The organism is Massilia sp. BKSP1R2A-1, from assembly GCF_050586525.1.
GTDB lineage: Bacteria > Pseudomonadota > Gammaproteobacteria > Burkholderiales > Burkholderiaceae_D > Telluria.
The window spans coordinates 382,600-406,231 of sequence record NZ_JBOBRE010000002.1; the positions used below are offsets into that span (position 1 = coordinate 382,600).

20 protein-coding genes are annotated in these 23,632 nt (G+C 65.0%); 10 read left to right on the top strand and 10 right to left on the bottom strand.

Features of this window, described 5'->3' with window-relative positions:
• Positions 1 to 266 precede the first annotated feature (266 nt).
• From ACQ7JA_RS05035 to ACQ7JA_RS05055, 5 genes are read left to right on the top strand one after another with little or no spacing between them, the layout of a single operon-like run.
• Complete coding sequence (locus ACQ7JA_RS05035) at positions 267 to 1,367, top strand: aromatic ring-hydroxylating oxygenase subunit alpha (RefSeq protein ID WP_430895182.1); 1,101 nt, start codon at positions 267 to 269, stop codon at positions 1,365 to 1,367.
• 3 nt (positions 1,368 to 1,370) lie between these two features.
• Positions 1,371 to 2,291: a DMT family transporter gene (locus ACQ7JA_RS05040; protein WP_430895184.1), complete on the top strand. Its 921-nt coding sequence runs from the start codon at positions 1,371 to 1,373 to the stop codon at positions 2,289 to 2,291.
• Between the two features lie 9 nt (positions 2,292 to 2,300).
• Positions 2,301 to 3,155: a sulfurtransferase gene (locus ACQ7JA_RS05045; protein ID WP_430895186.1), complete on the top strand. Its 855-nt coding sequence runs from the start codon at positions 2,301 to 2,303 to the stop codon at positions 3,153 to 3,155.
• A 31-nt stretch (positions 3,156 to 3,186) separates the two neighbouring features.
• Positions 3,187 to 3,741, top strand: coding sequence for a DNA-binding protein (locus tag ACQ7JA_RS05050; RefSeq protein ID WP_430895188.1), 555 nt, complete (start codon positions 3,187 to 3,189; stop codon positions 3,739 to 3,741).
• A gap of 11 nt (positions 3,742 to 3,752) precedes the next feature.
• Positions 3,753 to 4,121, top strand: coding sequence for a Fur family transcriptional regulator (locus ACQ7JA_RS05055; protein WP_430895190.1), 369 nt, complete (start codon positions 3,753 to 3,755; stop codon positions 4,119 to 4,121).
• A gap of 93 nt (positions 4,122 to 4,214) precedes the next feature.
• On the opposite strand, the gene ACQ7JA_RS05060 is transcribed toward ACQ7JA_RS05055, so the two are convergent.
• From ACQ7JA_RS05060 to ACQ7JA_RS05075, 4 genes are all read right to left on the bottom strand, one after another.
• The gene (locus ACQ7JA_RS05060) at positions 4,215 to 4,598 is read right to left on the bottom strand and encodes a MerC domain-containing protein (protein WP_430895192.1); all 384 of its coding nucleotides are present in this window, start codon (positions 4,596 to 4,598) and stop codon (positions 4,215 to 4,217) included.
• Positions 4,599 to 4,603: 5 nt separating this feature from the next.
• The gene (locus tag ACQ7JA_RS05065; protein ID WP_430895194.1) at positions 4,604 to 6,706 is read right to left on the bottom strand and encodes a TonB-dependent receptor domain-containing protein; all 2,103 of its coding nucleotides are present in this window, start codon (positions 6,704 to 6,706) and stop codon (positions 4,604 to 4,606) included.
• 93 nt (positions 6,707 to 6,799) lie between these two features.
• Entirely contained in the window at positions 6,800 to 7,501 is a 702-nt protein-coding gene (locus ACQ7JA_RS05070; protein ID WP_430895196.1) for a ZIP family metal transporter, read from the bottom strand.
• A gap of 190 nt (positions 7,502 to 7,691) precedes the next feature.
• Positions 7,692 to 8,573 carry a dienelactone hydrolase family protein gene (locus ACQ7JA_RS05075; protein ID WP_430895198.1) on the bottom strand — a complete coding sequence of 294 codons (882 nt, stop codon included), beginning with the start codon at positions 8,571 to 8,573 and terminating at the stop codon, positions 7,692 to 7,694.
• A gap of 261 nt (positions 8,574 to 8,834) precedes the next feature.
• On the opposite strand from ACQ7JA_RS05075, the gene ACQ7JA_RS05080 reads away from it, so the two are divergent.
• The gene (locus ACQ7JA_RS05080; protein WP_430895200.1) at positions 8,835 to 9,686 is read left to right on the top strand and encodes a PEP-CTERM sorting domain-containing protein; all 852 of its coding nucleotides are present in this window, start codon (positions 8,835 to 8,837) and stop codon (positions 9,684 to 9,686) included.
• Positions 9,687 to 9,753: 67 nt separating this feature from the next.
• Here the strand turns inward: ACQ7JA_RS05080 and ACQ7JA_RS05085 are convergent, their stop codons facing one another.
• Together ACQ7JA_RS05085 and polA are read right to left on the bottom strand one after the other, a co-directional pair.
• A complete protein-coding gene (locus ACQ7JA_RS05085) occupies positions 9,754 to 10,953 on the bottom strand; it encodes a DUF4382 domain-containing protein (protein WP_430895202.1) in 1,200 nt (399 codons plus the stop codon).
• Between the two features lie 289 nt (positions 10,954 to 11,242).
• On the bottom strand, positions 11,243 to 14,020 hold the full coding sequence (polA, locus tag ACQ7JA_RS05090; protein ID WP_430895204.1) for a DNA polymerase I: 2,778 nt from the start codon (positions 14,018 to 14,020) through the stop codon (positions 11,243 to 11,245).
• A 167-nt stretch (positions 14,021 to 14,187) separates the two neighbouring features.
• Here polA and ACQ7JA_RS05095 point away from each other — a divergent pair, with 167 nt between their 5' ends.
• From ACQ7JA_RS05095 to ACQ7JA_RS05105, 3 genes are read left to right on the top strand one after another with little or no spacing between them, the layout of a single operon-like run.
• Entirely contained in the window at positions 14,188 to 14,724 is a 537-nt protein-coding gene (locus tag ACQ7JA_RS05095; protein ID WP_430895205.1) for a hypothetical protein, read from the top strand.
• Positions 14,725 to 14,773: 49 nt separating this feature from the next.
• On the top strand, positions 14,774 to 15,733 hold the full coding sequence (locus ACQ7JA_RS05100) for a homoserine kinase (protein ID WP_430895207.1): 960 nt from the start codon (positions 14,774 to 14,776) through the stop codon (positions 15,731 to 15,733).
• A complete protein-coding gene (locus ACQ7JA_RS05105; RefSeq protein ID WP_430895209.1) occupies positions 15,730 to 16,500 on the top strand; it encodes a BPSS1780 family membrane protein in 771 nt (256 codons plus the stop codon). The genes ACQ7JA_RS05100 and ACQ7JA_RS05105 overlap by 4 nt, the downstream gene beginning before the upstream one ends.
• A gap of 111 nt (positions 16,501 to 16,611) precedes the next feature.
• Here ACQ7JA_RS05105 and ACQ7JA_RS05110 read toward each other — a convergent pair whose 3' ends face one another.
• A complete protein-coding gene (locus tag ACQ7JA_RS05110; RefSeq protein WP_430895211.1) occupies positions 16,612 to 18,933 on the bottom strand; it encodes a UvrD-helicase domain-containing protein in 2,322 nt (773 codons plus the stop codon).
• A 55-nt stretch (positions 18,934 to 18,988) separates the two neighbouring features.
• Complete coding sequence (locus ACQ7JA_RS05115) at positions 18,989 to 19,399, bottom strand: GFA family protein (RefSeq protein WP_430895213.1); 411 nt, start codon at positions 19,397 to 19,399, stop codon at positions 18,989 to 18,991.
• A 243-nt stretch (positions 19,400 to 19,642) separates the two neighbouring features.
• On the opposite strand from ACQ7JA_RS05115, the gene ACQ7JA_RS05120 reads away from it, so the two are divergent.
• On the top strand, positions 19,643 to 20,191 hold the full coding sequence (locus ACQ7JA_RS05120) for an SRPBCC family protein (RefSeq protein ID WP_430895215.1): 549 nt from the start codon (positions 19,643 to 19,645) through the stop codon (positions 20,189 to 20,191).
• A 156-nt stretch (positions 20,192 to 20,347) separates the two neighbouring features.
• Here the strand turns inward: ACQ7JA_RS05120 and ACQ7JA_RS05125 are convergent, their stop codons facing one another.
• A complete protein-coding gene (locus tag ACQ7JA_RS05125; RefSeq protein WP_430895217.1) occupies positions 20,348 to 22,159 on the bottom strand; it encodes a M56 family metallopeptidase in 1,812 nt (603 codons plus the stop codon).
• A gap of 217 nt (positions 22,160 to 22,376) precedes the next feature.
• Positions 22,377 to 23,483: an S-(hydroxymethyl)glutathione dehydrogenase/class III alcohol dehydrogenase gene (locus tag ACQ7JA_RS05130; RefSeq protein WP_430895219.1), complete on the bottom strand. Its 1,107-nt coding sequence runs from the start codon at positions 23,481 to 23,483 to the stop codon at positions 22,377 to 22,379.
• Between the last annotated feature and the right edge of the window lie 149 nt (positions 23,484 to 23,632).

Sequence of the window (23,632 nt, forward strand, 5' to 3'; positions counted from 1 at the left end):
AGGAGGGGCGCACATTGCACCAAACGCAAGTTGCCTGTCTGACCACATTCTAGCCCAGCAGTCCCTCCCCTTCATGAAATCCGTGATTTTTCAATTACTTATTTACACGGTATCGTCCCTTGCGCGCGACGGGCCACGCCCCTCCTACCGTGTTTCCACGGTATAATCTCCGGTTCTGTCCGAAATACCGTATTCCTCTTCTCTAAAAATACTGGTCTTTGGATTCTTTCTCTTCTTTGGTGGTACTTGATTAAAGGGGGGTTGGGATGTCCGATCTGGCTACCCACGCCAAGCTGGCGCGCTCGTGCGCGCAGCTTCCGGTAGATGTCTACTTTGATAATGCGCTGATGCAGCGCGAGCTGCAGCAACTGTTTCACAAGGGCCCACGCTACGTCGGCCACGAATTGATGGTGCCGGAGCTCGGCGATTTCGCGACACTCGCATCCGAAAATGAAGGCCGTATGCTGGTCCGCAATGCGGGCGGCATCGAAGTGCTGTCCAACGTCTGCCGCCATCGCCAGGCGCTGATGTTCAATGGCCGCGGCAATGCGAACACCATCGTGTGCCCGCTGCACCGCTGGACCTACGACCTGAAGGGTCAGCTGATCGGCGCGCCGCATTTCCCGGAAACGCCCTGCCTGAACCTGTCGAAGACGCCGCTGCAGAACTGGAACGGCCTGCTGTTCGAACAGAACGGCTACGACGTGATGGACAAGCTGAAGAACATGGAGGTGACCAAAGACCTCGACTTCAGCGGGTATATGTTCGACCACGTCGAGATCCACGAGTGCGACTACAACTGGAAGACCTTCATCGAGGTCTACCTGGAGGATTACCACGTCGAGCCCTTCCACCCGGGCCTGGGCAACTTCGTCTCCTGCGACGACCTGAAGTGGGAGTTCGGCCGCGACTACAGCGTCCAGACCGTGGGCGTGAACCGCGCGCTGCAGAAGGCGGGTTCGCCGGCCTATAAAAAGTGGCAGGAACAGGTCCTGAAGTTCAACAACGGCCAGCCGCCGAAGTACGGCGCCATCTGGCTGACCCTGTACCCGAACATCATGGTCGAGTGGTACCCGAACGTGCTGGTGGTGTCGACCCTGTGGCCGATCGGCCCGCAGAAGACCCGCAACGTGGTCGAGTTCTATTACCCCGAGGAGTTCGTGCTGTTCGAGCGCGAATTCGTGGAGGCCGAGCGCGCCGCCTACATGGAAACCGCGGTCGAGGACGACGAGATCGCGCTGCGCATGGACGCCGGCCGCAAGATCCTCCTGGAGCGCGGCGTCAATGAAGTCGGCCCCTACCAGTCGCCGATGGAAGACGGCATGCAGCACTTCCACGAGTGGTACCGCAGCAAGCTGGAACTGTAAGGGATGGCGTCACTCTGGATGCTGTTCGCCAGCTTCGCGTTCGCCGCCATGGGCGCGGGCGTGAAGCTGGCTTCCGAGTTCTACTCCACCTCCGAACTCGTGATGTACCGCGGCCTGATCGGCACGCTGGTGCTGTTCATGATCGTGCGCCACCGCGGCGGCACCTTCCGCTCCGATTTTCCCAGGGCTCATCTCTGGCGCAGCGCGGTCGGCGTGACCTCGCTGTGGCTGTGGTTCTTCGCGATCACCCGCCTGCCCCTGGCGACCGCCGTCACCCTCAACTACATGGCGCCGATCTGGATCGCCGCCTTCATGTTCGCCGTCGGCTGGTGGCGCGGCACCAAGATGCCGGAATGGCCGCTGGTGCTGGCCATCGCCATGAGCTTCTTCGGCGTGACCCTGGTGCTGCAGCCGGCCTTCGAGTCCAATCAGTGGCTGGGCGGCCTGGCCGGCGTGTGCTCGTCGGTGATCTCGGCCATGGCCTATATGCAGGTGCGTAAACTCGGCCAGATGGGCGAGCCGGAGTACCGGGTGGTGTTCTACTTCTCGCTCACCACGGCGCTGGCGGGCCTGGCGGGCACGCTGCTGGGCGACGGCCCGAAGGATGCCGTGTTCCAGAGCCATACCCTGGGCAGCGGCCTGCTGCTGCTCGGTATCGGCATCACGGCCCTGATGGCGCAAATGGCGATGACGCGCGCCTACCGCGTCGGCAAGGTGCTGGTGGTGGCCAACCTGCAGTACACCGGCATCGTGTTTTCCAGCCTGTGGGGCCTGGCGCTGTGGGGCGACACCTTCGACTGGCACGTGTGGCTGGGCATCGGCGTCATCCTCGCGTCCGGCATCGCCGCGACGTTCTACAATACACGCAGCACGTCCAAGGGCGCCGTGGTCAAGGATACCGACCCGATCGCCAGCGAAACCTGAGGAGACTTCATGTACACAACCCTGATCAGCGCCGCCGAACTGGCCGAACGCATCACGGACCCGAACGTCGTGGTGGTCGACTGCCGCCACGACCTGATGAACCTGGCGGCCGGCCGCGAAGGCTATGCCATCGGCCACCTTCCCGGCGCCGTCTTCGGCGATATCGAGACCCAGCTGTCGGGCGCCAGGCGCGGCGCGGACGGGGTCTTCCGCGGCCGTCATCCACTGCCCGAGAAAGAGGCCCTGGTCGAGACCCTGCGCGGCTGGGGCGTCGACGACGATTCCCAGGTGGTGGCCTACGACGCGCACGGCGGCATGTTCGCCGCCCGCCTGTGGTGGCTGCTGCGCTGGCTCGGCCACGAAGCGGTCGCGGTGCTCGATGGCGGCATGGCGGCCTGGCAGTCGCTGGGCCAGCCCCTCTCGACCGAGGCGCCTGCCAAGTCGCGCGGGAACATCGCGGTGCGCGCGCCTTTCGTGCCGACCGTGACCGTGGTCGACGTCATGCTGAACATCCAGAACGGCGAACGCACCGTGATCGATGCGCGCGCCGCCGACCGCTTCCGCGGCGAGAACGAAACCATCGACCCGGTCGGCGGTCATATCCCCGGCGCCAAGAACCGGTTTTTCAAGGACAACCTGCAGGCGGACGGCCGCTTCAAGGACGCCGCCAGCCTGCGCGCCGATTTCACCAGGCTGGTGGAGCGCCCCGAACAAGCCATCATGCAGTGCGGCTCCGGCGTGACCGCCTGCCACAACCTGCTGGCGATGGAAATCGCCGGCCTGCCCGGCGCCGCCCTGTACCCGGGATCGTGGAGCGAGTGGGTCGGCAATCCCACCCGCCCGGTCGCCACCGGCCCGGCCTGAACGCGCGAGGCGGCACATGAAGAAGAACGCAATGAACAATAACGCAGAAGTAAAAGACAATGCCGTGGCACTGCCGGAGATTCCGGCAGCGGTGGCCACCGCGCTCTCCAGCTGGGTCCAGCAGGTGGCCGAGCAGACCGCCGCGCCGGCGCGCGCAGCGCTGGCCCAGCTGGAAACCGAGGCGGAAGAGCTGCGCGAGACCAGCGCCGAACTGGAGGCCGCGCGCGACCAGGCCCTGGCCGCCTCGAGCGAGCTGGAAGCCGAGATCGAGCGCCTGAATACCGAACTGCGCGACGCGCGCAAGGTGGCGGCCGATGCCCTGGTCAGCAAGGCGAAAGACCAGCTGGCCATCGACGGCAAGGACCGCCAGCTGGCCGACCTGCGCGCCCAGCTCGAGCGCAACGTCGCGGCCCAGGCGGCCGAATCGGATGCGCGCCTGGCCGCCGAAATGGAACTGGTCGGCGCCGCCACGGCGCGCGACAATTTTGAGTCGGAGCTGAAAACCCTGCGCGGCCAGCTCGACAAATCCTATGCCGAGCGCAGCACCCTGCGCGCCGAGCTCGAATCCCTGCGCGCGAAGAAATAAGGTAGGCAGCCATGGAACGCAACACACGGCAGCGCAAGGCGATCCACCAGTCGATGGCCGACGCCGGCCGCCCGCTCGCTCCGCAGGAAATCCTCGAGCACGCGCAAGGCGTGGTGCCGGGCATGGGCCTGGCCACGGTCTACCGCAACATCAAGTCGATGCTGGAGGCGGGCGAGATCACGACGGTGTCGCTGCCGGGCGGCGGCGACCGCTACGAGATTGCGGGGCATGGGCACCACCACCACTTCCACTGCCGCGCCTGCGACAAGGTGTATGAGGTGCATGCCTGCCCGGGGGATATGCAGAAGCTGACGCCGGATGGCTTCGTGCTGGAGTCGCATGAACTGACCTTGTACGGCCTTTGCAGCAACTGCCGGTAGGGTGGACGGCTTTGCCGTCCGCGCGTTCAACTCACGGATGCACAGTAGCGACTCGCTCTTTAGCTGAACGCGCGGACGGGGAACCCGTCCACCCTACCCACGGCAATCCTTGCAGTAACGGTGGTTGCGCAGATGCGCGCCCAGCAGCAGCACGCTGCTGACCACCGCCCCCACCGTCTCCGCCATCTCGCCAATCTGCGGCCCCAGCACGAACACGGCGGCCAGGAAGCACGCCAGTCCCGCCACGCCCAGCGATAGGGCCACCGGGTCGCGGTGCTTCAGGTAGCCCGGCACCAGCGCCAGCAAGACCGGCACCGTCACGCCCAGCAGCAGCGCATCGTGCAGCGCGTGATGCTCCCCACCCAGCCCCAGCAGCGGAAAGGCCGCCAGCAGCAGCGGCATCGCGAGGCAGTGCAAGAGGCACAGCGCGGATGCCGCCATGCCGGCGTAGTCGGCGAAGCGGATCAGGTTCTTCATCACCATCAGAAGATGAAGCGCAGCCCTGCCGTGATGTTACGGCCCGGGAGCGGCGCCGCTTCCTTGATGAAGGAGGTGTGGCTGAAGGCCAGCTGGTCCGTCAGGTTGTTGATGCGGGCGTAGATCTGCGCCGGCACGCCGCCGATGCGGGTCGTGTAGTGGCCGCCGAGGTTGACCATATTGTAGCCGCCGGTACGTTCTTCGAAGTCGCCGACCCGGTCCTGCTTGCCGACGCGGACCACTTCCACCATGCCGTGCCAGGACTGCCAATCCGCATTCACGCGCGCGCCGATGCGGTGGGCAGGGATACGCGGGATGTTGCGGCTGCCCTCGCCCGTGTTGTCGAAGCGCGCCCGCACCATGTCGCCGAACAGCGTGCCCTCGACGATGTTCGAGAACTTGTGGCGTACCTCGCCTTCCAGGCCCGTGAAGGTGGCGTCGCGCTGGGCGTACTCCACCAGCTGGAAGCCTTCGTGCTCGTCCAGCGTGTGCGCGTAGATGTAGTTGTCGACCTTGTTGTGGAAGGCGCTCAGCGAGAAGGTGGTGTCGCCTTCGAACTTGCGCAGGGTGAGGTCGATATTGTTCGAGGTCTCCTTGCCCAGGTTCTGGTTGCCGATCTCGTAGGTCGCGGTGGCCAGGTGCACGCCGTCCGCGTACAGTTCTTCGGCGGTCGGCAGGCGGTGGCTGCGCGAGATGCCGGCGCGCAGCGAATACTGCGGCTGGAACTTCCAGACCGCGCCAAACGCCACCGAGGTGCCGCGCGCGTCGGTATCCTTCGCGGTGACGCTGTCAACCTTGATGTCCTGCCATTCGTGGCGCAGGCCCGCTTCGAAGCGCCAGTTGTCCAGCTTGTATTCCTCGGTCAGGAAGGCCGCATGTTTTTTCGTGACGGTCGGCGGCACATAGGCTTCCTCGCCGATCGTGTCGAAGTCGCGGCGCGTAGTCTGCAGGCCGAAGACGCCGCGCACGCCGCCTACCGGCGCGTGTTCCATCTCGACGCGCACGTCGTGGCCCTTGCTCAGGAAGCTGGTGGAAACCACGCCTTCTTCGAGCTCGTCGTGGCGGTAGTCGGTGAAGGAGGCGCGCAGGCGGGCCTTGGTGATGCCGGCCATCGGGTTGCGGTACTCGCCGCGCACGTCCCAGCGGTCGCTGTCGAGCTTCACGACCGGCACTGCCTCGCCATGTTCGTCATCGTGGTCGTGACCTTCCTCGTGCTCCTGGTGGGAGCCCGAGTCCTCTTCATGGCCATGGCCGCCGCAGTGCAGGTGGTCGCCATGCGGGTGGCAGCTCTCGAATTCGTGGTTGTGGCCGGGGATGCCGTATTCGGTGCGTTCCTTGGTGTAGGCCGCGCCGATGTAGCCGCGCTCGCCGACCCAGGAGAGGCCGACGGTGCCGCTCTCGGTTTCCTTGTAGCTGCCGTTCACGTGGCGGCCCTCGCTCCAGTCCTTGCCAACGCGGTAGTCGCCGGCATCGCGCTTGACGCCTTCCGCATGTACGGCGATGTTGCCGGCGCCGCCGGTCACCTCGAAGGCGCCGGTCTTCTCGCGCGCCGCGGAATTGGCGCGCACTTCCATGCTGCCCTCGATCGGCTTGGACGGCATCTGCGTCGGGATCTTGCGGTCCAGGATGTTGACGACGCCGCCCACCGCGCCTCCGCCGTAGGCCAGCGCCGAGGGGCCGCGCAGCACTTCGATGCGCTCGGCCAGGACCGGCTCGAAGCCGACTGCGTGGTCCGGGCTGATGGTCGAGGCGTCCTGCACTTCCGCGCCATCGGACAGGATCTTCACGCGCGGGCCGTCCATGCCGCGGATCACCGGACGGCTGGCGCCGGCGCCGAAGTGGCTCGAGGTGATGCCCGGCTGGTTGGCCAGGGTCTCGCCGATGGTCGATTCGCGTGCCCGCACCAGGGCGCCGCCGGAGAGCGAGGTCACGGGGGTGATCATGTCGTCTTCCAGCACGCCCAGGGTACTGGCCGAGACCACGACGGTCGGCACGCTGTCCGGGTCGGTCTTCAGGCGGGTGGAATCGGTCTGCGCGTGAACGGCGGGAGCAAAAGCGAACAGGATCGCCAGCGCGAGCGGCGTGCGTTGAAGGGTGCGAACGGACATGGGACGGCTTCCTATGACGATAAACTGCGGTAATGATAAGTCATTATCATTAGAAGCGCAAATAGGCGTTCAAAAGAAAATCGCGTCGAACAATCAGGAAGCGTGGTTCAGGGCGAGGACGATCGCCACACCCAGCGCAATCAGCAGCACCTGCGGCACCGATTCGCGCACGGTGGCGCGGCGCTGCATCTGCGGCATCAGGTCGCTCACCGCGATGTAGATGAAACCGGAAGACGCGAACACCAGCACATAGGGAATCAGGCCGCTGGCGCTGTCGAGGGTGAAGTAGCCGAGCAGGCCGCCCAGCACCGACATCAGGCTGCACAGGAGGTTGAAGAGATAGGCGCGCAGGCGCGAGAAGCCGGCGTTGAGCAGCACGATGAAGTCGCCGATTTCCTGCGGGATCTCGTGGGCGACGATGGCCAGGGCCGTGACGATGCCCAGTTCCGGGTTGGCGAGGAAGGCCGCGGCGATCAGGATGCCATCGGTGAAGTTGTGCATCCCGTCGCCGAGCAGGATCATCCAGCCCGCCTTGCCGGCCTGGTGGGCGTCGTGGCCGTGGGCGTGGTGGTGGCCGTCGCCCTCGTGGTGGTGCGAGTGGCGCAGGATCGCCAGTTTTTCCAGCACGAAGAAGGCCAGCAGACCGCCCAGCAGGGTCGCGAACAGGCTTTGCGTGTCGGCGCCGGAATCGAAGGCGCTCGGCAGCGCGTGCAGCAGCGAGGTGGCCAGCATGATGCCGACCGAGAGGCTGACCATCCGTTCAACCACCTTCGACAGCAGCGCGAACGAAAACACGGCAGCGCCGGTAATGCTGACGACGCCGGCGACGAGGGTCGCCAGCAGGATGGAACTCAGGATGGGATCGATTTGGAAGCCTCTTGTTCTGGACTTGCTTTACAACTGCGAATGACAAATCATTCGCGCCGCAAACCGGACATTGTAACCTGTCCGGGCCCGCGGCTGTGCAAGACCAGCGGCGTGGGAATCAGGCGACGCCGTTCTTCGAGAACCAGTTCAGCGCCTTGCTCCAGCCATCCTTGGCGTCGTCGGCATTGAAGCTCGGACGGTAGTCGGCATGGAAGGCGTGGCCGGAATTCGGGTACACGTGGATCTGAGAGCGGCTGTTGCCCGAATCGAGGGCCTTGCGCATGCGCTCCACCGAATCCAGCGGGATGCCGGTGTCCTTGGCGCCGTAGAGGCCCAGCACCGGCACCTTCAGGCTCTGGGCCACGTCGATCGGTTGCTGCGGCTGCAGCGGATTGGTCTCGCCCACCAGGCGGCCATACCAGGCCACGCCGGCCTTCACGTCCTTGTTGTGGGCCGCGTACAGCCAGGTGATGCGGCCGCCCCAGCAGAAGCCGGTGATGCCCAGCTTGTCGGTGTTCCCGCCGCGCTGCTTGGTCCACTTCACGATGGTGTCCAGGTCGTTCATGACCTGGGCGTCCGGCACCTTGGCGACGATATTCTTCATCAGCTCCGGCATCGGGGTCCTGGTGGCGTCGCCCTGGCGCACGAACAGGTCCGGCGCGACGGCCAGGTAGCCGGCCTTGGCGAAGCGGCGCACCACGTCCTTGATGTGCTCGTGCACGCCGAAGATCTCGGAGATCACCAGCACCACCGGCAGGTTGGTGCGGTCCTTGGGCTGGGCGCGGTAGACCGGCACGTCCTGGCCATTGACGACGACGATGTGGTCGGCGGCGTCCAGGCCTTCGGTACTGGTCTGGATCTGGGTCTGCGCCACCACCGGCAGCGCCGCCACGGCGAAGCCGCTGCCGACGGCCGCTTTCAGGAAGACGCGGCGATCGACGCCGTTATCGAATGCGCTGGTGGCGAGCAGGCTTTCGCCGTCCGAAATCAGGTCTTTCATGAACGTCCCTCCGGGTAGGTTTGAAGAAGAAGATGAAATGGCAACCTTATCTTATCAGTATCGGTTTTGAACGGCGCGGATACAAATTTCAATTGTGCAACCCAGGAAAACTGTCGAGAAACTTGACACCTCGGCCATAACGTCAATACATGTCCTTGATTTAACAGAGAATTTTTCCTTGGCACAAGTATTGCTTACTATAGACAACAATCAAATTTGTCAATTTCTCGCTCCTGCTGTTGTGACCACCAAGGAAACCCCATGACGCTCCAAACCCGCCTCAACACCGTGCTGGCCCTCCTCGCCCTCGGCGCCGCTCCTGCCATGGCCGAGCCGCTGACGCTGCAGGCCACCGGCCTTCCCTCCTACCTGAGCCAGGGCAGCTACCAAGGCAGCTTCGACGCGTCCGTCCTGCCGAAGAACTTCGCGATCAGCAGCCTGAAGTTCTCCTTCCTCTTCGTCGACGACGGCGATGTGGTTCCCTACACCACCGGCGAAAGCGTCAATTCGGCGCCCGTGACCGTACGCAAGGCGGGCGGGAACCCGACCGCCAAACAGGCCGACCGCACCTTCACGGATACCGTCACCACCACGGTGACCATGCCGCGCACCGGCGAGGGCGAGAAGGAGTCGGTCAAGCTTTACTTTGGCGGCGCGGAATATACCGGCGCGACCACGAAAGAGACGAGCGACGAGATCGTCCCGACCCGGACCTATGTCGAGTCGACGACCGTCAAGTACGTGAAGAACAACACCAACGTGAGCTGCCTGAAGACGCAGTGGGAGCAAGGCACCGCGAACTGCCAGCAGGTCACGACCATCGTCCAGAAGCAGTTCCAGAACCGCATCGTCACCACCGACTACACCGGCGAAATCGTGCTCGACGGCGCGCTGCCCGACGACAACAAGAGCCTGCTGGCTGCCCTGCTGCGCGACCGCAAGCTGGACTTCAGCCTGGACGTGGCGGGCGACCTGAACTTCTTCGGCGCCACGCTCGACATCGACTACACGCCGATCGAAGACATCGTCGTGGTGCCGGAACCGGCATCGCTGTCCCTGTTCGGCATCGCGATGCTGGGCCTGGGCGCTGTGCGCCGCAAGCGCCGCGCCTGAACAAGGAGAGCGAACGAAAAAGGGGCGGCCCCACGGGGCCGCCCCTTTTTCGTTCTGCCTGCGCCGCTCAGCGGCTCAGTGCGAAATGCACGTTCGACTGGTTGCTGCTGCCGATATCCACACCGTCGACGGCCCTGGCGGCGTAGCCGGTGGCCGAGGCCTCGACACGGTACTTGCCGGCGGGGGCCGCGCTGCCGGCGCTGAAGCTTAGCGGCAGGGTCGCGCTGTAGCTTGCGAACTGCGGCGCGCTCACCGGCAGCTTGGCGATGGTATACGCGCCGCTCGCCAGGTCCGCGCCGGCATACTTGATGGTCACGGTCGGGCCGGCGGCGAAGGTCTGCCTGGCCGCGACGAAGGCCGGCTCGGTACTCGCCGGCGTCATGGTCACGGCGCCGCCGATCGAGCCGGTATTGCCCGGCGCGAGCAGGATCGGCGCCATCAATGTGCTGAGCACCGTGGTGCTGGTGGCCGAGGCGACCGGCACCGCGGCGACCACGCTGGCCGCGCTGTTGTCGGCCGTGATCACGACGTCGTAGTTGCCCGGCGCGAGGCGCGAGAGGAAGAATTCGCCGGTGGCCGGGTTCGGCGTGGTGGCGCTGACGATGCTGCCGTTCTGCTGCGCCGAGACCTGCACGCCGCGGCCGAGCACCGCGGTGCTGACGAAGCCCGAGATGCCGTTGGCGGCGACCGGCACCACTTTCACGACCGGCTTGAGCGCATAGCTGCCCTTGCCGCGGGTGACGACCGATTTGCAGGCGTCGAAGTCGAGCACGACCTCGGTCTTCCGGCCGGCATTCACCTCGAAGGCGCCGACCAGCTTGATGCCGCTCTGGACCGCGCTCGGGGTCTCCAGCGGCAGTTCGGTCTTGCCGTCGACCGGGACCACGGTGTTCGCATTCGTATCGAGCACCAGGCGCATCTGGGTATAGCGCCCCGCTTCGAGCGAGGTCTGGCCGAGCGCCTCGAGCACGCCGTTGCTCAGGTTCAGCAAGTTGATCTTGCGGGCCGGGTTCAGGGTGATGTCGGTCCAGCCCGACTCGGTGTCGAGCGCGCTGTCGCTGCGGTGCACGCGCACCTTCGAGACGGTGACATTGACGGCGTCGAAGCCGCAGGCCGGGGCGTCGGTCAGCGACACGGCAAGCGTGCCGAGGGTGCTGACCGGCGTGGCGGGGGCGGTGTCGCCGCCTCCGCCGCCACAGGCAACGAGGACTGCGGCGCCAAGCAGGGTGGCGCCCAGCAGGGCGAAGTGGGATTTTTTCTTGAACACGTTACGGATACCTTTCTTGCTTCGCCAATGACAGCGCTTGAAAGGATCATAACATTCCCTGTGGCAATTGTTACGCGATACAGCTCACCTTGAAACAAATACTTACAGTCTTTACAGATGAGCTGTGCATTCAGTATCTACAGCGCAACAATTCGGAAACACTTCAGTGCGCGGAAGCGCATACTCAATGGGCGGACGCGCATACTCAATGCGCGGAAGCCCATACTCAATGGGCGGAAGCGCATACTCAATGCGCGGAAGCGCATACTCAATGCGCGGAAGCCCATACTCAATGGGCTTCCTCCCAATTACTCCCCACGCCCGTCTCGGCCACCAGCGGCACCTTCAGCTCGGCCACGCTCGCCATCAGCTCCGGCAGCTTCACCCGCACCAGTTCCAGCTCGCCTTCCGGCACTTCCAGCACCAGTTCGTCGTGCACCTGCATGATCATGCGCGTGCCCAGCTTCTCCGCTTCCAGCCAGCCCTGCACCGCGATCATGGCCAGCTTGATCAGGTCGGCGGCCGTGCCCTGCATCGGCGCATTGATCGCCGCGCGTTCGGCGCCGGCGCGGCGCGGGCCGTTCGGCGAATTGATCTCCGGGAGCCAGAGGCGCCGCCCGAACACGGTCTCGACGTAGCCGCGCGCCTTGGCCTGCAGCCTGGTTTCGTCCATGTACTGCTTCACGCCGGCGAAGCGGGCGAAATAACGGTCGATGTAGTTGGCGGCGGCGGCGCGCTCGATGCCCAGGTTCTGGGCCAGGCCGAAGGCGCTCATGCCGTAGATCAGGCCGAAGTTGATCACCTTCGCATAGCGGCGCTGCTCGCTCTGCACTTCTTCCGGCGGGATGCCGAAGATCTCGGCGGCGGTGGCGCGGTGGATGTCCTCGCCTTCCGCGAAGGCCTTCAGCATCGCCGGGTCGCCCGAGATGTGCGCCATGATGCGCAGCTCGATCTGCGAATAGTCGGCCGAGACGATCACGCTGCCCTTCGGCGCGACAAAGGCTTCGCGGATGCGGCGGCCTTCGCTCGTGCGCACCGGGATGTTCTGCAGGTTCGGCTCGTTCGAGGACAGGCGGCCGGTGATCGCCACCGCCTGCGCGTAGTTGGTGTGCACGCGGCCGGTCTTCGCGTTGACCATCTTCGGCAGCTTGTCGGTGTAGGTCGACTTCAGCTTGGACATGCCGCGGTGCTCGAGCAGGATCTTCGGCAGCGGGAAGTCTTCGGCCAGCTTCTGCAGCACCTCTTCGTCGGTCGACGGCGCGCCGGTGGCGGTCTTCTTGATGACGGGCAGGCCCAGCTTGCCGAAGAAGATCTCGCCGATCTGCTTGGGCGAGCCGAGGTTGAAGGGACCGCCGGCCGCTTCATAGGCCTGCTGCTCCAGCTCCTGCATGCGCGCGCCCAGTTCGCCCGACTGCTTCTGCAGCAGCTCCGCATCGATCAGGACGCCGTTGCGCTCGATCTTCTGCAGCACTTCCATGGTCGGCATCTCGATGTTGCGGTAGATGAAGGTCAGGCCCTTGTCGGCCTCCACGTGCGGCAGCATGGTCTGGTGCAGGCGCAGGGTGATGTCGGAATCCTCGGCCGCGTATTCGGTCGCGCGGTTCAGTTCCACCTGGTCGAAGCAGATCATGTTGGCGCCCTTGCCGCATACATCGACGAAGGGAATCGTGGTGTAGCCGAGGTGGCGCATCGCCATGGTGTCCATGTCGTGCGGCTTGTGCGACTCGAACACGTAGGACTGCAGCAGGGTGTCGTGCACGATCCCGGCGAGCTTGATGCCGTGGTTTTCGAAGATGTGCATGTCGTACTTCAGGTTCTGGCCGAGCTTGGGCTTGGCCGGATTCTCGAGCCAGGAGCGCATGCGCTCCAGCACGTGTTCGCGACCCAGCTGGTCGGGCGCGCCGGCATACCGGTGCGCGACCGGGATATAGGCGCCCTTGCCCGCTTCGACCGACAGCGAGATGCCGACCATTTCAGCCGTCATCGGATCCAGCGACGTGGTCTCGGTATCGACCGAGGTCACGTCCGCCGCGTCGACCAGCGCCAGCCATTTATCCAGCTGTTCTTCGGTCAGCACGGTCTCGTACTCGCCCTTGATGACGGGCATACCAGGCAAGGTTCCCGAAGCGCCTTCCGGCGAATTGAGCGGCGCGCCGCCCGGACCGGCGCCGCGCGCGGGCGCCACCGCGCCATCGGCACGGCCATTGCCGCCACCCAGTTCGCGCAGCATGGTCTTGAAGCCGTAGCGCTGGAAGAAGTCGCGCAGCGCTTCCGCATTCTCCGGACGGCCGACCAGGGTTTCTTCAAACGAGACCACGTGGTTCACGAGGTCGCAGTCGGTCTTCACGGTGATCAGCTCACGGCCCTTCGGCAGCCATTCGAGCGCCGCGCGCAGGTTCTCGCCGACCGCGCCGCCGATACTGTGCGCGTTCTCGATCACGCCGTCGAGCGAGTTGTGCAGGGTGAGCCACTTCACGGCCGTCTTCGGACCGCATTTGTTCACACCCGGGACGTTGTCGACCGTGTCGCCGATCAGGGTGAGGTAGTCGATGATCCGGTTCGGCGGCACGCCGAACTTGGCGATCACGCCGGCTTCGTCGAGCTTGTCGTTGGTCATCGTATTGATGAGCATGACCCGGTCGTTGACCAGCTGGGCCAGGTCCTTGTCGCCAGTGGAAATCACGGTCTTCATGCCCCGCGCGTAGGCCTGCACGGCCAGGGTGCCGATCACGTCGTCGGCCTCGACGCCGTCGACCATCAGGATCGGCCAGCCCATGTGGCGCACCACTTCGTGGATCGGTTCGATCTGCTTGCCCAGGTCTTCCGGCATCGAGGCGCGGGTGGCCTTGTATTCCGGATAGAGGTCGTCGCGGAAGGTCTTGCCCTTGGCGTCGAACACGCAGGCGATATAGGCCGCCGGGAAGTCGGCGCGCAGGCGGCGCAGCATATTGACCATCCCGTGCATGGCGCCGGTCGGGAAACCGTCCGGGCTGCGCAGGTCGGGCAGCGCGTGGTAGGCGCGGTAAAGATAGCTGGAACCGTCAACGAGCAGCAGGGTATTTTCCATAGAGGCGAAGAATCGAAAGTGGGTGCGCAAGAGTATTCGTCATTATCGCAGAATCGGCCCCGCCTCTCCCGGCTTGCATGCCGGACACAGCGGGGCGATTGTGTGCACTTTTCACAGGGAACGGTGCCTGTTTGTTACAATGGACTAAACGACACAAGGTGACCATCATGTTGAGCACATCTTCCCGCCTGAAACTCTTGACGCTGTCCCTGTTCATTCCTGCCGGACTGGCCCTGGCCCAGCAGCAGATGCCGGCGCAGCCGGGCCAGCAACCGGGTCAATCGACCGGTTCCCAGCGGACCCAGCAGCAGACCCAGCCGCAGCAACGCCCCAGCCAGCAGCCGCCCCAGCTCGAGCGCATCGAACCGGGCAGCGACACGCCGGCCACCACCATTCCGTCGAAAGAACGCACCCGCATCACCGAAAAGCGGGACAACCGCGGACAGGTGAGCGAAGTCGAAGTGGAAAGCGGCCCGAGCCGCTACACCCTGAAACCGAATACCCAGGTCGGCACCGCCCTGCCGGGCGACGCCATGAGTTCGCAGCGCGGCCCGCAATGGACCGTCAAGGAATTCGACTTCGGCAATCCGAAGAAGCAGGCAGCAAGCGATGGCGCCGTCGCCCCTGCCCCGGCCAGGCCGGGCGTGCCGCCCCGTGCCGACGCGCCGCCGCCGCCGCCCCTGGAACCCGTCGAGAAAAAATAAACCCGGTGCCGCGCCAGTCGCGGCCGACCCTCACCTCTGTTGCTAGCACATGGCAGTTTTCACCGCGGTCACACTGGACGACCTGAGCCAGTGGATCAAGCAGTTCCCCCTCGGACGCGCCCTGGCGCTCGACGGCATTTCTTCCGGCATCGATAACAGCAATTTCTTCCTGACGACGGAGGCGGGCGAGTACGTCCTCACCATCTTCGAGAACCTGACATTCGAGCAGCTGCCCTTCTACGTCCAGTTGATGCGCCACCTGGCCGGGCGCGGCATCCCCGTGCCGGCGCCGGTGCCGAACGGGGATGGCGAACTGGTCGTCACCCTGCACGGCAAGCCGGCCATCATCGTCAGCCGCCTCTCCGGCGCTTCCCAGCTCGACCCGCGGCCGGTGCACTGCGCCGAAGTGGGCCGCATGCTGGCGCGCATGCACCTGGCCGGCCAGGATTTCGAACTGCACCAGCCGAATTTGCGTGGCCTGGACTGGATCCTGGCCACCGCGCCCCAGGTCCAGCCTTACCTCAGCGAAGCCGAAGCCGCGCTGCTGCGCGAGGAGACGGCCTTCCAGGCGACTTTTGCGGCCGGCGCCAGCTACGGCGCCCTGCCGCGCGGGCCGGTGCATGCCGACCTGTTCCGCAACAACGTCATGTTCGAAGGCGAGCGCCTCTCCGGCTGCTTCGACTTCTATTTCGCCGGCGTCGACACCTGGCTGTTCGACATCGCGGTCACCGTCAACGACTGGTGCATCGACCTGGCCACGGGCGTGCTCGACGAGGCGCGCGTGCGCGCTTTACTGGACGCCTACCACGCGGCGCGCCCCTTCACGCAGGAAGAAGGCGCCGCCTGGCAGCCGATGCTGCGCGCCGGCGCCCTGCGCTTCTGGCTCTCGCGCCTGTACGACCTCCATCTTCCCCGCGCGGCCGAGCTGCTCACGCCGCACGATCCAACCCATTTCGAACGCATCCTGCGCGAACGCATCGAGCGCGCCGCGCCCCAGCTGCCCTTATGAACTCACTTCCCGCAATCACCGGCTGGCACTGGCTCAAGCAAGGCGCCGGCCTGTTCCGCAAACAGCCCGCCGCCCTGACCACCCTGCTGTTCGCAAACATCCTGATCAGCATCGGCATCAGCGCCGTGCCCCTGCTCGGGCCCATGGTCGCCGTGGTCCTGATTCCCTCCTTCTCGATGGCCTTCATGAAGGCCTGCCTGATGATCGAGAACGGCGAACGGGTCACGCCCGGCGTGCTGCTCACCGGTTTTCGCAAGCCGGTGCTGCCCGCATTGTGCAAGGTCGGCCTGATCTACCTCGGCGTGTCGCTGCTGATGGCGCTCCTGATGCGCTTCGCGGTCGACCCGGGCTTCTGGGAGCAGATGGCGCGCCAGGGCCGCGAGGGCGGCCAGCCGCAGGTGGCGGCCTCGGACCTGTTCGGCATGTTCGCCGTGTTCGGCCTGGACGTGATCATCCTGATGTCGCTGTGCTTCGCGGCGCCCCTGACCTACTGGCAGAAGATGGCGCCGGGGAAGGCGATCTTCTACAGCTTCTTCGCCGTGCTGCGCAGCGCGCGCGTGTTCATCGTGCTGCTGCTGGCCTGGTTCGCGATCTTCCTGGGGATCTGCATGGTGATCACGCTGCTGCTGGGCGCCTCGAACATGACGCGCGTGGTGATCATGTGGCTGATCTTCCTGTTCGTGCTGCTGCTGCAGTGCGCGATGTATGCGGGTTACCGGCAGATTTTCGGCAAGCCGCAGGATGGCGGCGTCAGTTTAGCGAAATAATGTAGGGTGGGCGGTCCCCCGCCCACGCGTTCAGCAAGCAATAGAATAGACGCGCGGGCAGCAATACCGAAGTTTGGACGCGTGGGCGGAGGACCGCCCACCCTACAAACATCAACGACCGACGCGTTCGAGCTTTGCGACCGACAGGTCGAGCACCTTCATCCCCGCCGCGCCAAAATTGATCTGCGCGCGCGCGGCCCCCGCCCCGCCTTCGATATTCACGATCACGCCCTCGCCGAACTTGGCGTGCGCCACCGTCTCGCCCACGCGCCAGCCGGTGCCGTTGCCGGCGGCCGACTTGTTCGTGATCTGCTGCGCGATACGGTTGTCGGTGCCGTTGCGGAATTCCGCGTCGTCCCAGGCGGTCTGCGACTTGCGGCCGGCGAACCAGTTGGTCTGCACCCGCGGCGACAGCCACTTGATCGACTCTTCCGGCAGTTCGTCGAAGAAGCGCGACTTCATGTTGAAGCGCGTCTGGCCATGCAGCATGCGCTGCTGGGTAAAGCTCATGTACAGGCGCCGGCGTGCGCGCGTGATCGCCACGTACATCAGGCGGCGTTCTTCATCGACCCCATCGAGCTCGCGCGCGCTGCTCTCGTGCGGGAACAGGCCTTCTTCCAGGCCGGTGATGAAGACGGCGTCGAATTCCAGGCCCTTGGCCGAGTGCACGGTCATGAGCTGCATGGCGTCCTGGCCGGCCTGGGCCTGGGCGTCGCCCGCCTCCAGCGAGGCGTGGGTCAGGAAGGCGGACAGGGGCGACATCACGCTCGGCAGCGGCGCGCCGCCGTCCAGCACCTCGATGCCGTCCTCATTGACGATCGCTTCGCCGGCCTGCGGCAGGGCCGGCGGCCCCAGGTGCGCGGGCGCGGCGATGCCGAAGCCCTCTTCCTGCACGAACTGGGTCGCCGCATTGACCATCTGCTCCAGGTTCTCGATGCGGTCGGCGCCTTCTTTTTCTTTCTGGTAGTACTCGAGCAGGGTGCTCCGTTCCAGCACCACGCGCACCAGCTCCGGCAGCGGCAGCTGCTGGGTCTCGAAGCGCGCCGACTCGATGATCTTCACGAACGCTCCCAGCGAAGACCCCGCCTTGCCCGTCATATAGGGAACCGCCGCGTACAGCGAGATGCCATAGGAATCGGCCGCCATCTGCAGCTGCTCGATCGAGCGCGCGCCGATGCCGCGGGTCGGGAAATTCACGACGCGCAGGAAGGCCGAATCGTTGTGCGGATTGTCCATCAGCTGCAGGTAGGCGATCGCATGCTTGACCTCGGCGCGCTGGAAGTAGCGCAGGCCGCCGTACACGGTATAGGGGATGCCGGCCGCGAACAGCGCATGCTCGATCACCCGGCTCTGGGCATTGGAGCGGTACAGGATCGCGATCTCGCTGCGCGGCACGCCCTCGTTCATCAGGCTCTTGGCTTCCTCGATGATCCACTGCGCCTCTTCGAGGTCGGAGGACGCCTCGTAGACACGCACCTGCTCGCCCTGGCCCGCGTCGGTGCGCAGGTTCTTGCCGAGGCGCTTGGCGTTGTTGGCGATCAGGTAGTTGGCGCTATCGAGGATGTGGCCGAAGGAGCGGTAGTTCTGCTCCAGCTTGATCAGGTTCTTGACGCGGAACTCGCGCTCGAAGGCCTGCATATTGCCGACGTTGGCGCCGCGGAAGGCATAGATGCTCTGGTCGTCGTCGCCCACCGCGAAGATGGCGCCGCCGCCCTCCTCGTCGTGGCCGGCGAGGAGCTTGAGCAGGTTGTATTGCAGGTCATTCGTATCCTGGAACTCGTCCACCAGGATGTGGCGGAAGCGCATCTGGTAGTGGTGGCGCAACGGTCCGTTACGCGCCAGCAGTTCGTAGGATCGCAGCAGCAGTTCGGCGAAATCGACCACGCCTTCGCGCTGGCACTGGCCCTCGTAGAGTTCGTAGAGCTCGATCATGCGGCGCTCGATCGGGTCGTTCGGTTCGAGCCGGTTGGCGCGCAGGCCCTGCTCTTTCGCGTTGTTGATGAAGTACATCAGCGCCTTGGCCGGGTACTTCTCGTCGTCGACATTGGCCGCCTTGAGCATGCGCTTGATCAGCGACAGCTGGTCTTGCGAATCCAGGATCTGGAAGGTCTGCGGCAGCGCCGCATCCTTGTAGTGGGTGCGCAGCAGGCGGTTGCACAGGCCGTGGAAGGTGCCGATCCACATGCCGCGCGTATTGATGGGCAGCATGGAGGACAGGCGCGTCAGCATCTCCTTCGCCGCCTTGTTCGTGAACGTCACCGCCATGATGCCGGCCGGCGAGACCTGCCCGGTCTGGATCAGCCAGGCGATGCGGGTGGTCAGCACGCGGGTCTTGCCGGAGCCGGCGCCGGCCAGAATCAGCGCACTCTGCGACGGCAGGGTGACGGCGGCGAGCTGTTCTTCGTTCAGGTTGTGGAGGAGATCGGTCTGCATGCGGCCATTATATACCGCCGGATTTACTGTATGTCCATCCAGTACGCTGCCGCGCTCAAGCTCCCGGGCCGGCGGTGCGCGTGGTCGGATACTCCGGCAGGCCGTCGGCCAGCTTCACCCAGTGCAGGCGGCTGCGCACGAAGGTATGGTCGCCGGGGGGAACTGCTTCCGGATCGTCGAGGGAGCAGCTGGCGATGTCGAGCTCCTCGGGCCAGCGGCCATCCTCGAAGGTGAGCGTCGTGCCGCAGTGCGGGCAGAAGCCGCGCAACACCTGCTCGCTGGAAGAAATACGTGCGGGCTCGCCTGTCGTGTAGCGGAAATCGGCGCGGCGCGCGCTGAACCAGGCCAGCGCCGGCGCGCCGGAAATCCTGCGGCAATCCGTGCAATGACACAGCGTGCTGTTGAAGATGTCGCCCTTGATCTCGTAGCGGACTGCACCGCAGAAACAGCCTCCCTGCAAATCCATCTTCCCCTCCTTTCACGCAGTAAATAGAGCGTAAATAAGCGCAAGTATGCGTACTCAACAGTATAGGCATCCTATTGTTTCGCGCGCCGCATGATTGTCTTTTCGCTTATTTTAATAACAGATTCGCGACAGATTCGCGCGGCCCGTCGTGTCAGTACATCCACGAAGCCAACTGTCCGCACGCCTCGCTACGGGCCGATATCCCCAATGATGCGGACGGCTTCCCAGCCCAAGGAGAAACCTATGTTGAATCGCGTAGTTACCGTCGCCGCGCTCGCCGTTGGCGGCATGATGCTGTCGAAAAAACTCAAAGCGAATCGTAACGGCTTTGGCGCCAGCTCCTCCGTCACCGAGACGATCGAGATCAACGTCCCGGTCAAGACTGCCTACAACCAGTGGACGCAGTTCGAGGACTTCCCGCAGTTCATGAAGAGCGTCAAGGAAATCCGCCAGCTGGACGACAAGCACCTGCACTGGCGCGCCAACGTGGCCGGCGAAGAGAAAGAATGGGATGTCGAGATCACCGAACAGATCCCGGACAAGCGCATCGCATGGCGCAGCGTGACCGGTGTGAAGAACGGCGGCGTCGCCGACTTCCACAAGATCTCGGATACCTGCTGCCGCGTCACGGTCCAGATGGACTACGAACCGGAGAACGCGATCGAGTCCGTGGGTGACGCGCTGGGCGCGGTGCGCATGGAACTGCGCGGCAATATGCAGAACTTCAAGGAACTGCTCGAGAAGCGCGGCTCGGAAACCGGCGCATGGCGCGGCAAGGTCGAGCAGCACTGATTCTGCATCCGGAGACAGGCAACTGTAGTGTGGTCCGGGGCGCGCAGCCGGCTCTGCCGACCGCGCGTTCAACTCACCGCTCCGCAGAGGCACAATGCGCCTATGTGATTCCGAAGTTTGAACGCGCGGTCGGCGAAGCCGACCACCCTACTCCGCTCAGCCCGCGCGCGGCACCGGCTTGGCCAGTCCCTTCTCCTGCGCCTCGCGGATCAGGGCGCGCACGGTCTTGTCGGCCGCATGCGTTTCACGCTCCATGTCCTTGCCGAGCGCGCCCATCTTCTTGCCGATGGCGTCCATCGGCTTGCCGGCCTCGCCCATGCGGCGGCCGATCTCGTCCATCGACTTCTGCGCCTGGCGCACGCCCGGCGCCTGCCATTCCTGGCCCATGCGCTGGCCTTCCGCCGACATCTGGTTGCCGAGCTCGCTCATGTGGCGGCTCAGGCGCTCGCGTTCGGCGTCGTCGGCCTTGGCGAACTGCTTGCCCAATGCTTCCATTTCTTCGCCCAGCACCTTCATGCGGGCTTCTGCTGCGCGGATCTTCGACTCGTCGACCTTGATGCCGCGCGCGGCCACGTCCATTTCCTTGCCGAGCTTGTCCATGCGCTTGCCATGCACGTCCATTTCCTTGCCGTAGGCATCCATCTGCTTGCCCAGCTTCGTCACCGGCGCCCAGGCCGCGTCGACCTTCGCCATCAGGCCGGCGTCCTGGATATACCAGGCCTGGCCGTTGTCGCGGAACCAGAGGAAGTCGCCGCCGATCTGGCGCCTGGCCTGCTTGATCTCGTCCCAGTCCTCGCTGCTGCCGCTCATGGACACGCCCTTGTCGCTGGCGCGCACCACGGCGTAGGGATGTTCGCTGCGCGAGGTGGTGATGGTGACGTCCTTATGCCTGGTCACAAGATTATCGGTCTGCACTGTTGCTGCAGACTTCTCCTGCGGCTCGGCGGCGGCATGGGCGGGACTCGCCCAGGAATAGAAGGCGGCGCTGACGGCGAGGCCCAGGATGGGAAGCGCGAGCTTCCAGTTCAGGGTTTCGGCTTCCGGGCGAACCAGGCGTTTGATACGGGACATGAGATTTCCTCCATGGGCAGCTGGGACAACTGTTGGGGTGAACTGGAACAGGTCCAGTTCGGATAATGCAAGTGCCAGGCGCCGCGGTTCGCCGAGCGTGCTTGCGGCTACATCATCTGCAATCTGTTCGCGCTCTTCGCGGATCCGGTTCGACAGCCACCACACGGCCGGGTGGTAGAACAGCAGGATCTCGATCGCGCTCTGGATCAGATTCACTACGTAATCGCAACGACGGACGTGGGCCAGCTCGTGCGCCAGCAGCGCTTCCAGCAGCTGCGGCGGCATGCCCGAGACCAGGCTTGCAGGCACCAGCACCACCGGGCGCCACCAGCCTGCCGTCACCGGGCTGGTCAAGTCGTCGACCAGGCCCAGCACGACGCGGCGGCCGATGCCCATGCGGCGCGCCAGCGCATCGAGTTTCCCCTGCCAGGCCGGATCGGCCCGATAGTGGCCAGGACGGCTGCGCTGCCGCACCCAGGCCAGGCCCAGCATCATGCGCAGGGCCAGCAGGCCGGCGCCAATGGCCCAGAACAGCACCACCAGGGGCAGGCGCTCCTGCAGGGCCGCCTCCCAGCCGGCGAAGCGGCCGGCTTCCAGCACCATCGAGCGCACCGCGACCGGGGCGGCATCGGCATCCGCCACCACCAGCGGCAGCAGGGTCGTCACGTTGCCGGCACCCGTCTGGGCAAGGCGCTGGACCGTGCCGGCCAGCGGCAGCGCCGCGCACAACAGCAACGCGCCGCAGGCCACCGCATAGCGGGCCTGCGGCCGCGCCTTGCGCATCGCCGCCAGCAGCAGGGCCGCGGCCCAGCCGACCAGCAGGCCCTGCCACAGGAAATCGATCAGCGCCCAGGCCAGGGCCGGCGCGGCGCTCGCAAGCAGCTCGTTCAGGTTCATCAACACTCCATCGTTGGCAACTAGATTAAAAGTTCTAGATAAAATTGTCTAGAACTTTTTTTCTACTTTCGGCCGAAGCTCGGCGGCGATGATGGACTGTAGGCGCGCACGGCAAAGCCGGCCAGTCCCGTGCGACAGGCGGCAGGAATCGCGGTACGGATGGAAAAAAGCGGGGAAGGAGGACTGGACGGGCCGGGCGGCCCGTCCGGAGGTGTTCTTAGAACACGACCACCGAGCGGATCGATTCGCCCGACTTCATCAGATCGAAGCCTTCGTTGATGCGATCGAGCGGCAGGTGGTGGGTGATCAGGTCGTCGATGTTGATCTTGTTTTCCATGTACCAATCGACGATCTTCGGCACGTCGGTGCGGCCGCGCGCGCCGCCGAAGGCCGAGCCCTTCCACACCCGCCCCGTCACCAGCTGGAAGGGACGGGTCGAGATTTCCTGGCCGGCCGCCGCCACGCCGATGATGATCGACTGGCCCCAGCCCTTGTGGCAGCACTCCAGCGCCTGGCGCATGGTGTTGACGTTGCCCACGCACTCGAAGCTGTAGTCGGCGCCGCCGTCGGTCAGCTGGACGATGGTGTCGACCACGTTCTCGACCTTGGTCGGGTTGACGAAGTGGGTCATGCCGAACTTGCGCGCCATCGCCTCGCGTTCCGGGTTCAGGTCCACGCCGATGATCTTGTCGGCGCCGACCATTTTGGCCGCCTGGATCACGTTCAGGCCGATGCCGCCCAGGCCGAACACGACCACGTTGGCGCCCGCCTCCACCTTGGCCGTGAAGATCACGGCGCCGATGCCGGTGGTGACGCCGCAGCCGATGTAGCAGATCTTGTCGAAAGGCGCATCCGAACGCACCTTGGCCAGCGCGATCTCCGGCACCACGATGTAGTTCGAGAAGGTCGAGGTGCCCATGTAGTGGTACAGGGGCTGGCCGTCGAGCGAGAAGCGCGAGGTCGCGTCGGGCATCAGGCCGCGGCCCTGCGTCGAACGGATCGCCTGGCACAGATTGGTCTTCTGCGAGAGGCAGAACTTGCACTGACGGCATTCCGGCGTGTACAGCGGAATGACGTGGTCGTCCTTGCGCAGGCTGGTCACGCCCGGGCCGACGTCGACCACCACGCCCGCGCCTTCATGGCCGAGGATGGCGGGGAACAGGCCTTCCGGGTCGGCGCCCGACAAGGTGTAATAGTCGGTGTGGCAAATCCCGGTGGCCTTCACTTCGACCAGCACCTCGCCCGCCTTCGGGCCCTGGAGCTCGACTTCCTCGATCGTGAGCGGGTGGCCCGCCTTCCATGCAACTGCTGCCTTTGTCTTCATCTCTTCCCTTCCTGAACCATGAGCGATGGGACGACGTCGCTCTTGCTACGCCGTAAAGTTTGAAATGATAACAAGGACTGGGCTTGGGCGTGGAAGACCGCGACATTGCGTGCCGGCATGGCATTTCCCATCAATACAGGCAGGGCAGG

Excerpts from the sequence above, each read along its gene's own strand:
- ACQ7JA_RS05115 (WP_430895213.1), bottom strand. The coding sequence starts at position 19,399 with ATGGATTTGCAGGGAGGCTGTTTCTGCGGTGCAGTCCGCTACGAGATC.
- ACQ7JA_RS05075 (WP_430895198.1), bottom strand. The coding sequence starts at position 8,573 with ATGAAAGACCTGATTTCGGACGGCGAAAGCCTGCTCGCCACCAGCGCA.
- ACQ7JA_RS05120 (WP_430895215.1), top strand. The coding sequence starts at position 19,643 with ATGTTGAATCGCGTAGTTACCGTCGCCGCGCTCGCCGTTGGCGGCATG.
- ACQ7JA_RS05130 (WP_430895219.1), bottom strand. The coding sequence starts at position 23,483 with ATGAAGACAAAGGCAGCAGTTGCATGGAAGGCGGGCCACCCGCTCACG.
- ACQ7JA_RS05125 (WP_430895217.1), bottom strand. The coding sequence starts at position 22,159 with ATGAACCTGAACGAGCTGCTTGCGAGCGCCGCGCCGGCCCTGGCCTGG.
- ACQ7JA_RS05035 (WP_430895182.1), top strand. The coding sequence starts at position 267 with ATGTCCGATCTGGCTACCCACGCCAAGCTGGCGCGCTCGTGCGCGCAG.
- ACQ7JA_RS05060 (WP_430895192.1), bottom strand. The coding sequence starts at position 4,598 with ATGAAGAACCTGATCCGCTTCGCCGACTACGCCGGCATGGCGGCATCC.
- ACQ7JA_RS05045 (WP_430895186.1), top strand. The coding sequence starts at position 2,301 with ATGTACACAACCCTGATCAGCGCCGCCGAACTGGCCGAACGCATCACG.
- polA (WP_430895204.1), bottom strand. The coding sequence starts at position 14,020 with ATGGAAAATACCCTGCTGCTCGTTGACGGTTCCAGCTATCTTTACCGC.
- ACQ7JA_RS05040 (WP_430895184.1), top strand. The coding sequence starts at position 1,371 with ATGGCGTCACTCTGGATGCTGTTCGCCAGCTTCGCGTTCGCCGCCATG.
- ACQ7JA_RS05080 (WP_430895200.1), top strand. The coding sequence starts at position 8,835 with ATGACGCTCCAAACCCGCCTCAACACCGTGCTGGCCCTCCTCGCCCTC.
- ACQ7JA_RS05105 (WP_430895209.1), top strand. The coding sequence starts at position 15,730 with ATGAACTCACTTCCCGCAATCACCGGCTGGCACTGGCTCAAGCAAGGC.
- ACQ7JA_RS05110 (WP_430895211.1), bottom strand. The coding sequence starts at position 18,933 with ATGCAGACCGATCTCCTCCACAACCTGAACGAAGAACAGCTCGCCGCC.
- ACQ7JA_RS05050 (WP_430895188.1), top strand. The coding sequence starts at position 3,187 with ATGAACAATAACGCAGAAGTAAAAGACAATGCCGTGGCACTGCCGGAG.
- ACQ7JA_RS05100 (WP_430895207.1), top strand. The coding sequence starts at position 14,774 with ATGGCAGTTTTCACCGCGGTCACACTGGACGACCTGAGCCAGTGGATC.
- ACQ7JA_RS05055 (WP_430895190.1), top strand. The coding sequence starts at position 3,753 with ATGGAACGCAACACACGGCAGCGCAAGGCGATCCACCAGTCGATGGCC.
- ACQ7JA_RS05065 (WP_430895194.1), bottom strand. The coding sequence starts at position 6,706 with ATGTCCGTTCGCACCCTTCAACGCACGCCGCTCGCGCTGGCGATCCTG.
- ACQ7JA_RS05095 (WP_430895205.1), top strand. The coding sequence starts at position 14,188 with ATGTTGAGCACATCTTCCCGCCTGAAACTCTTGACGCTGTCCCTGTTC.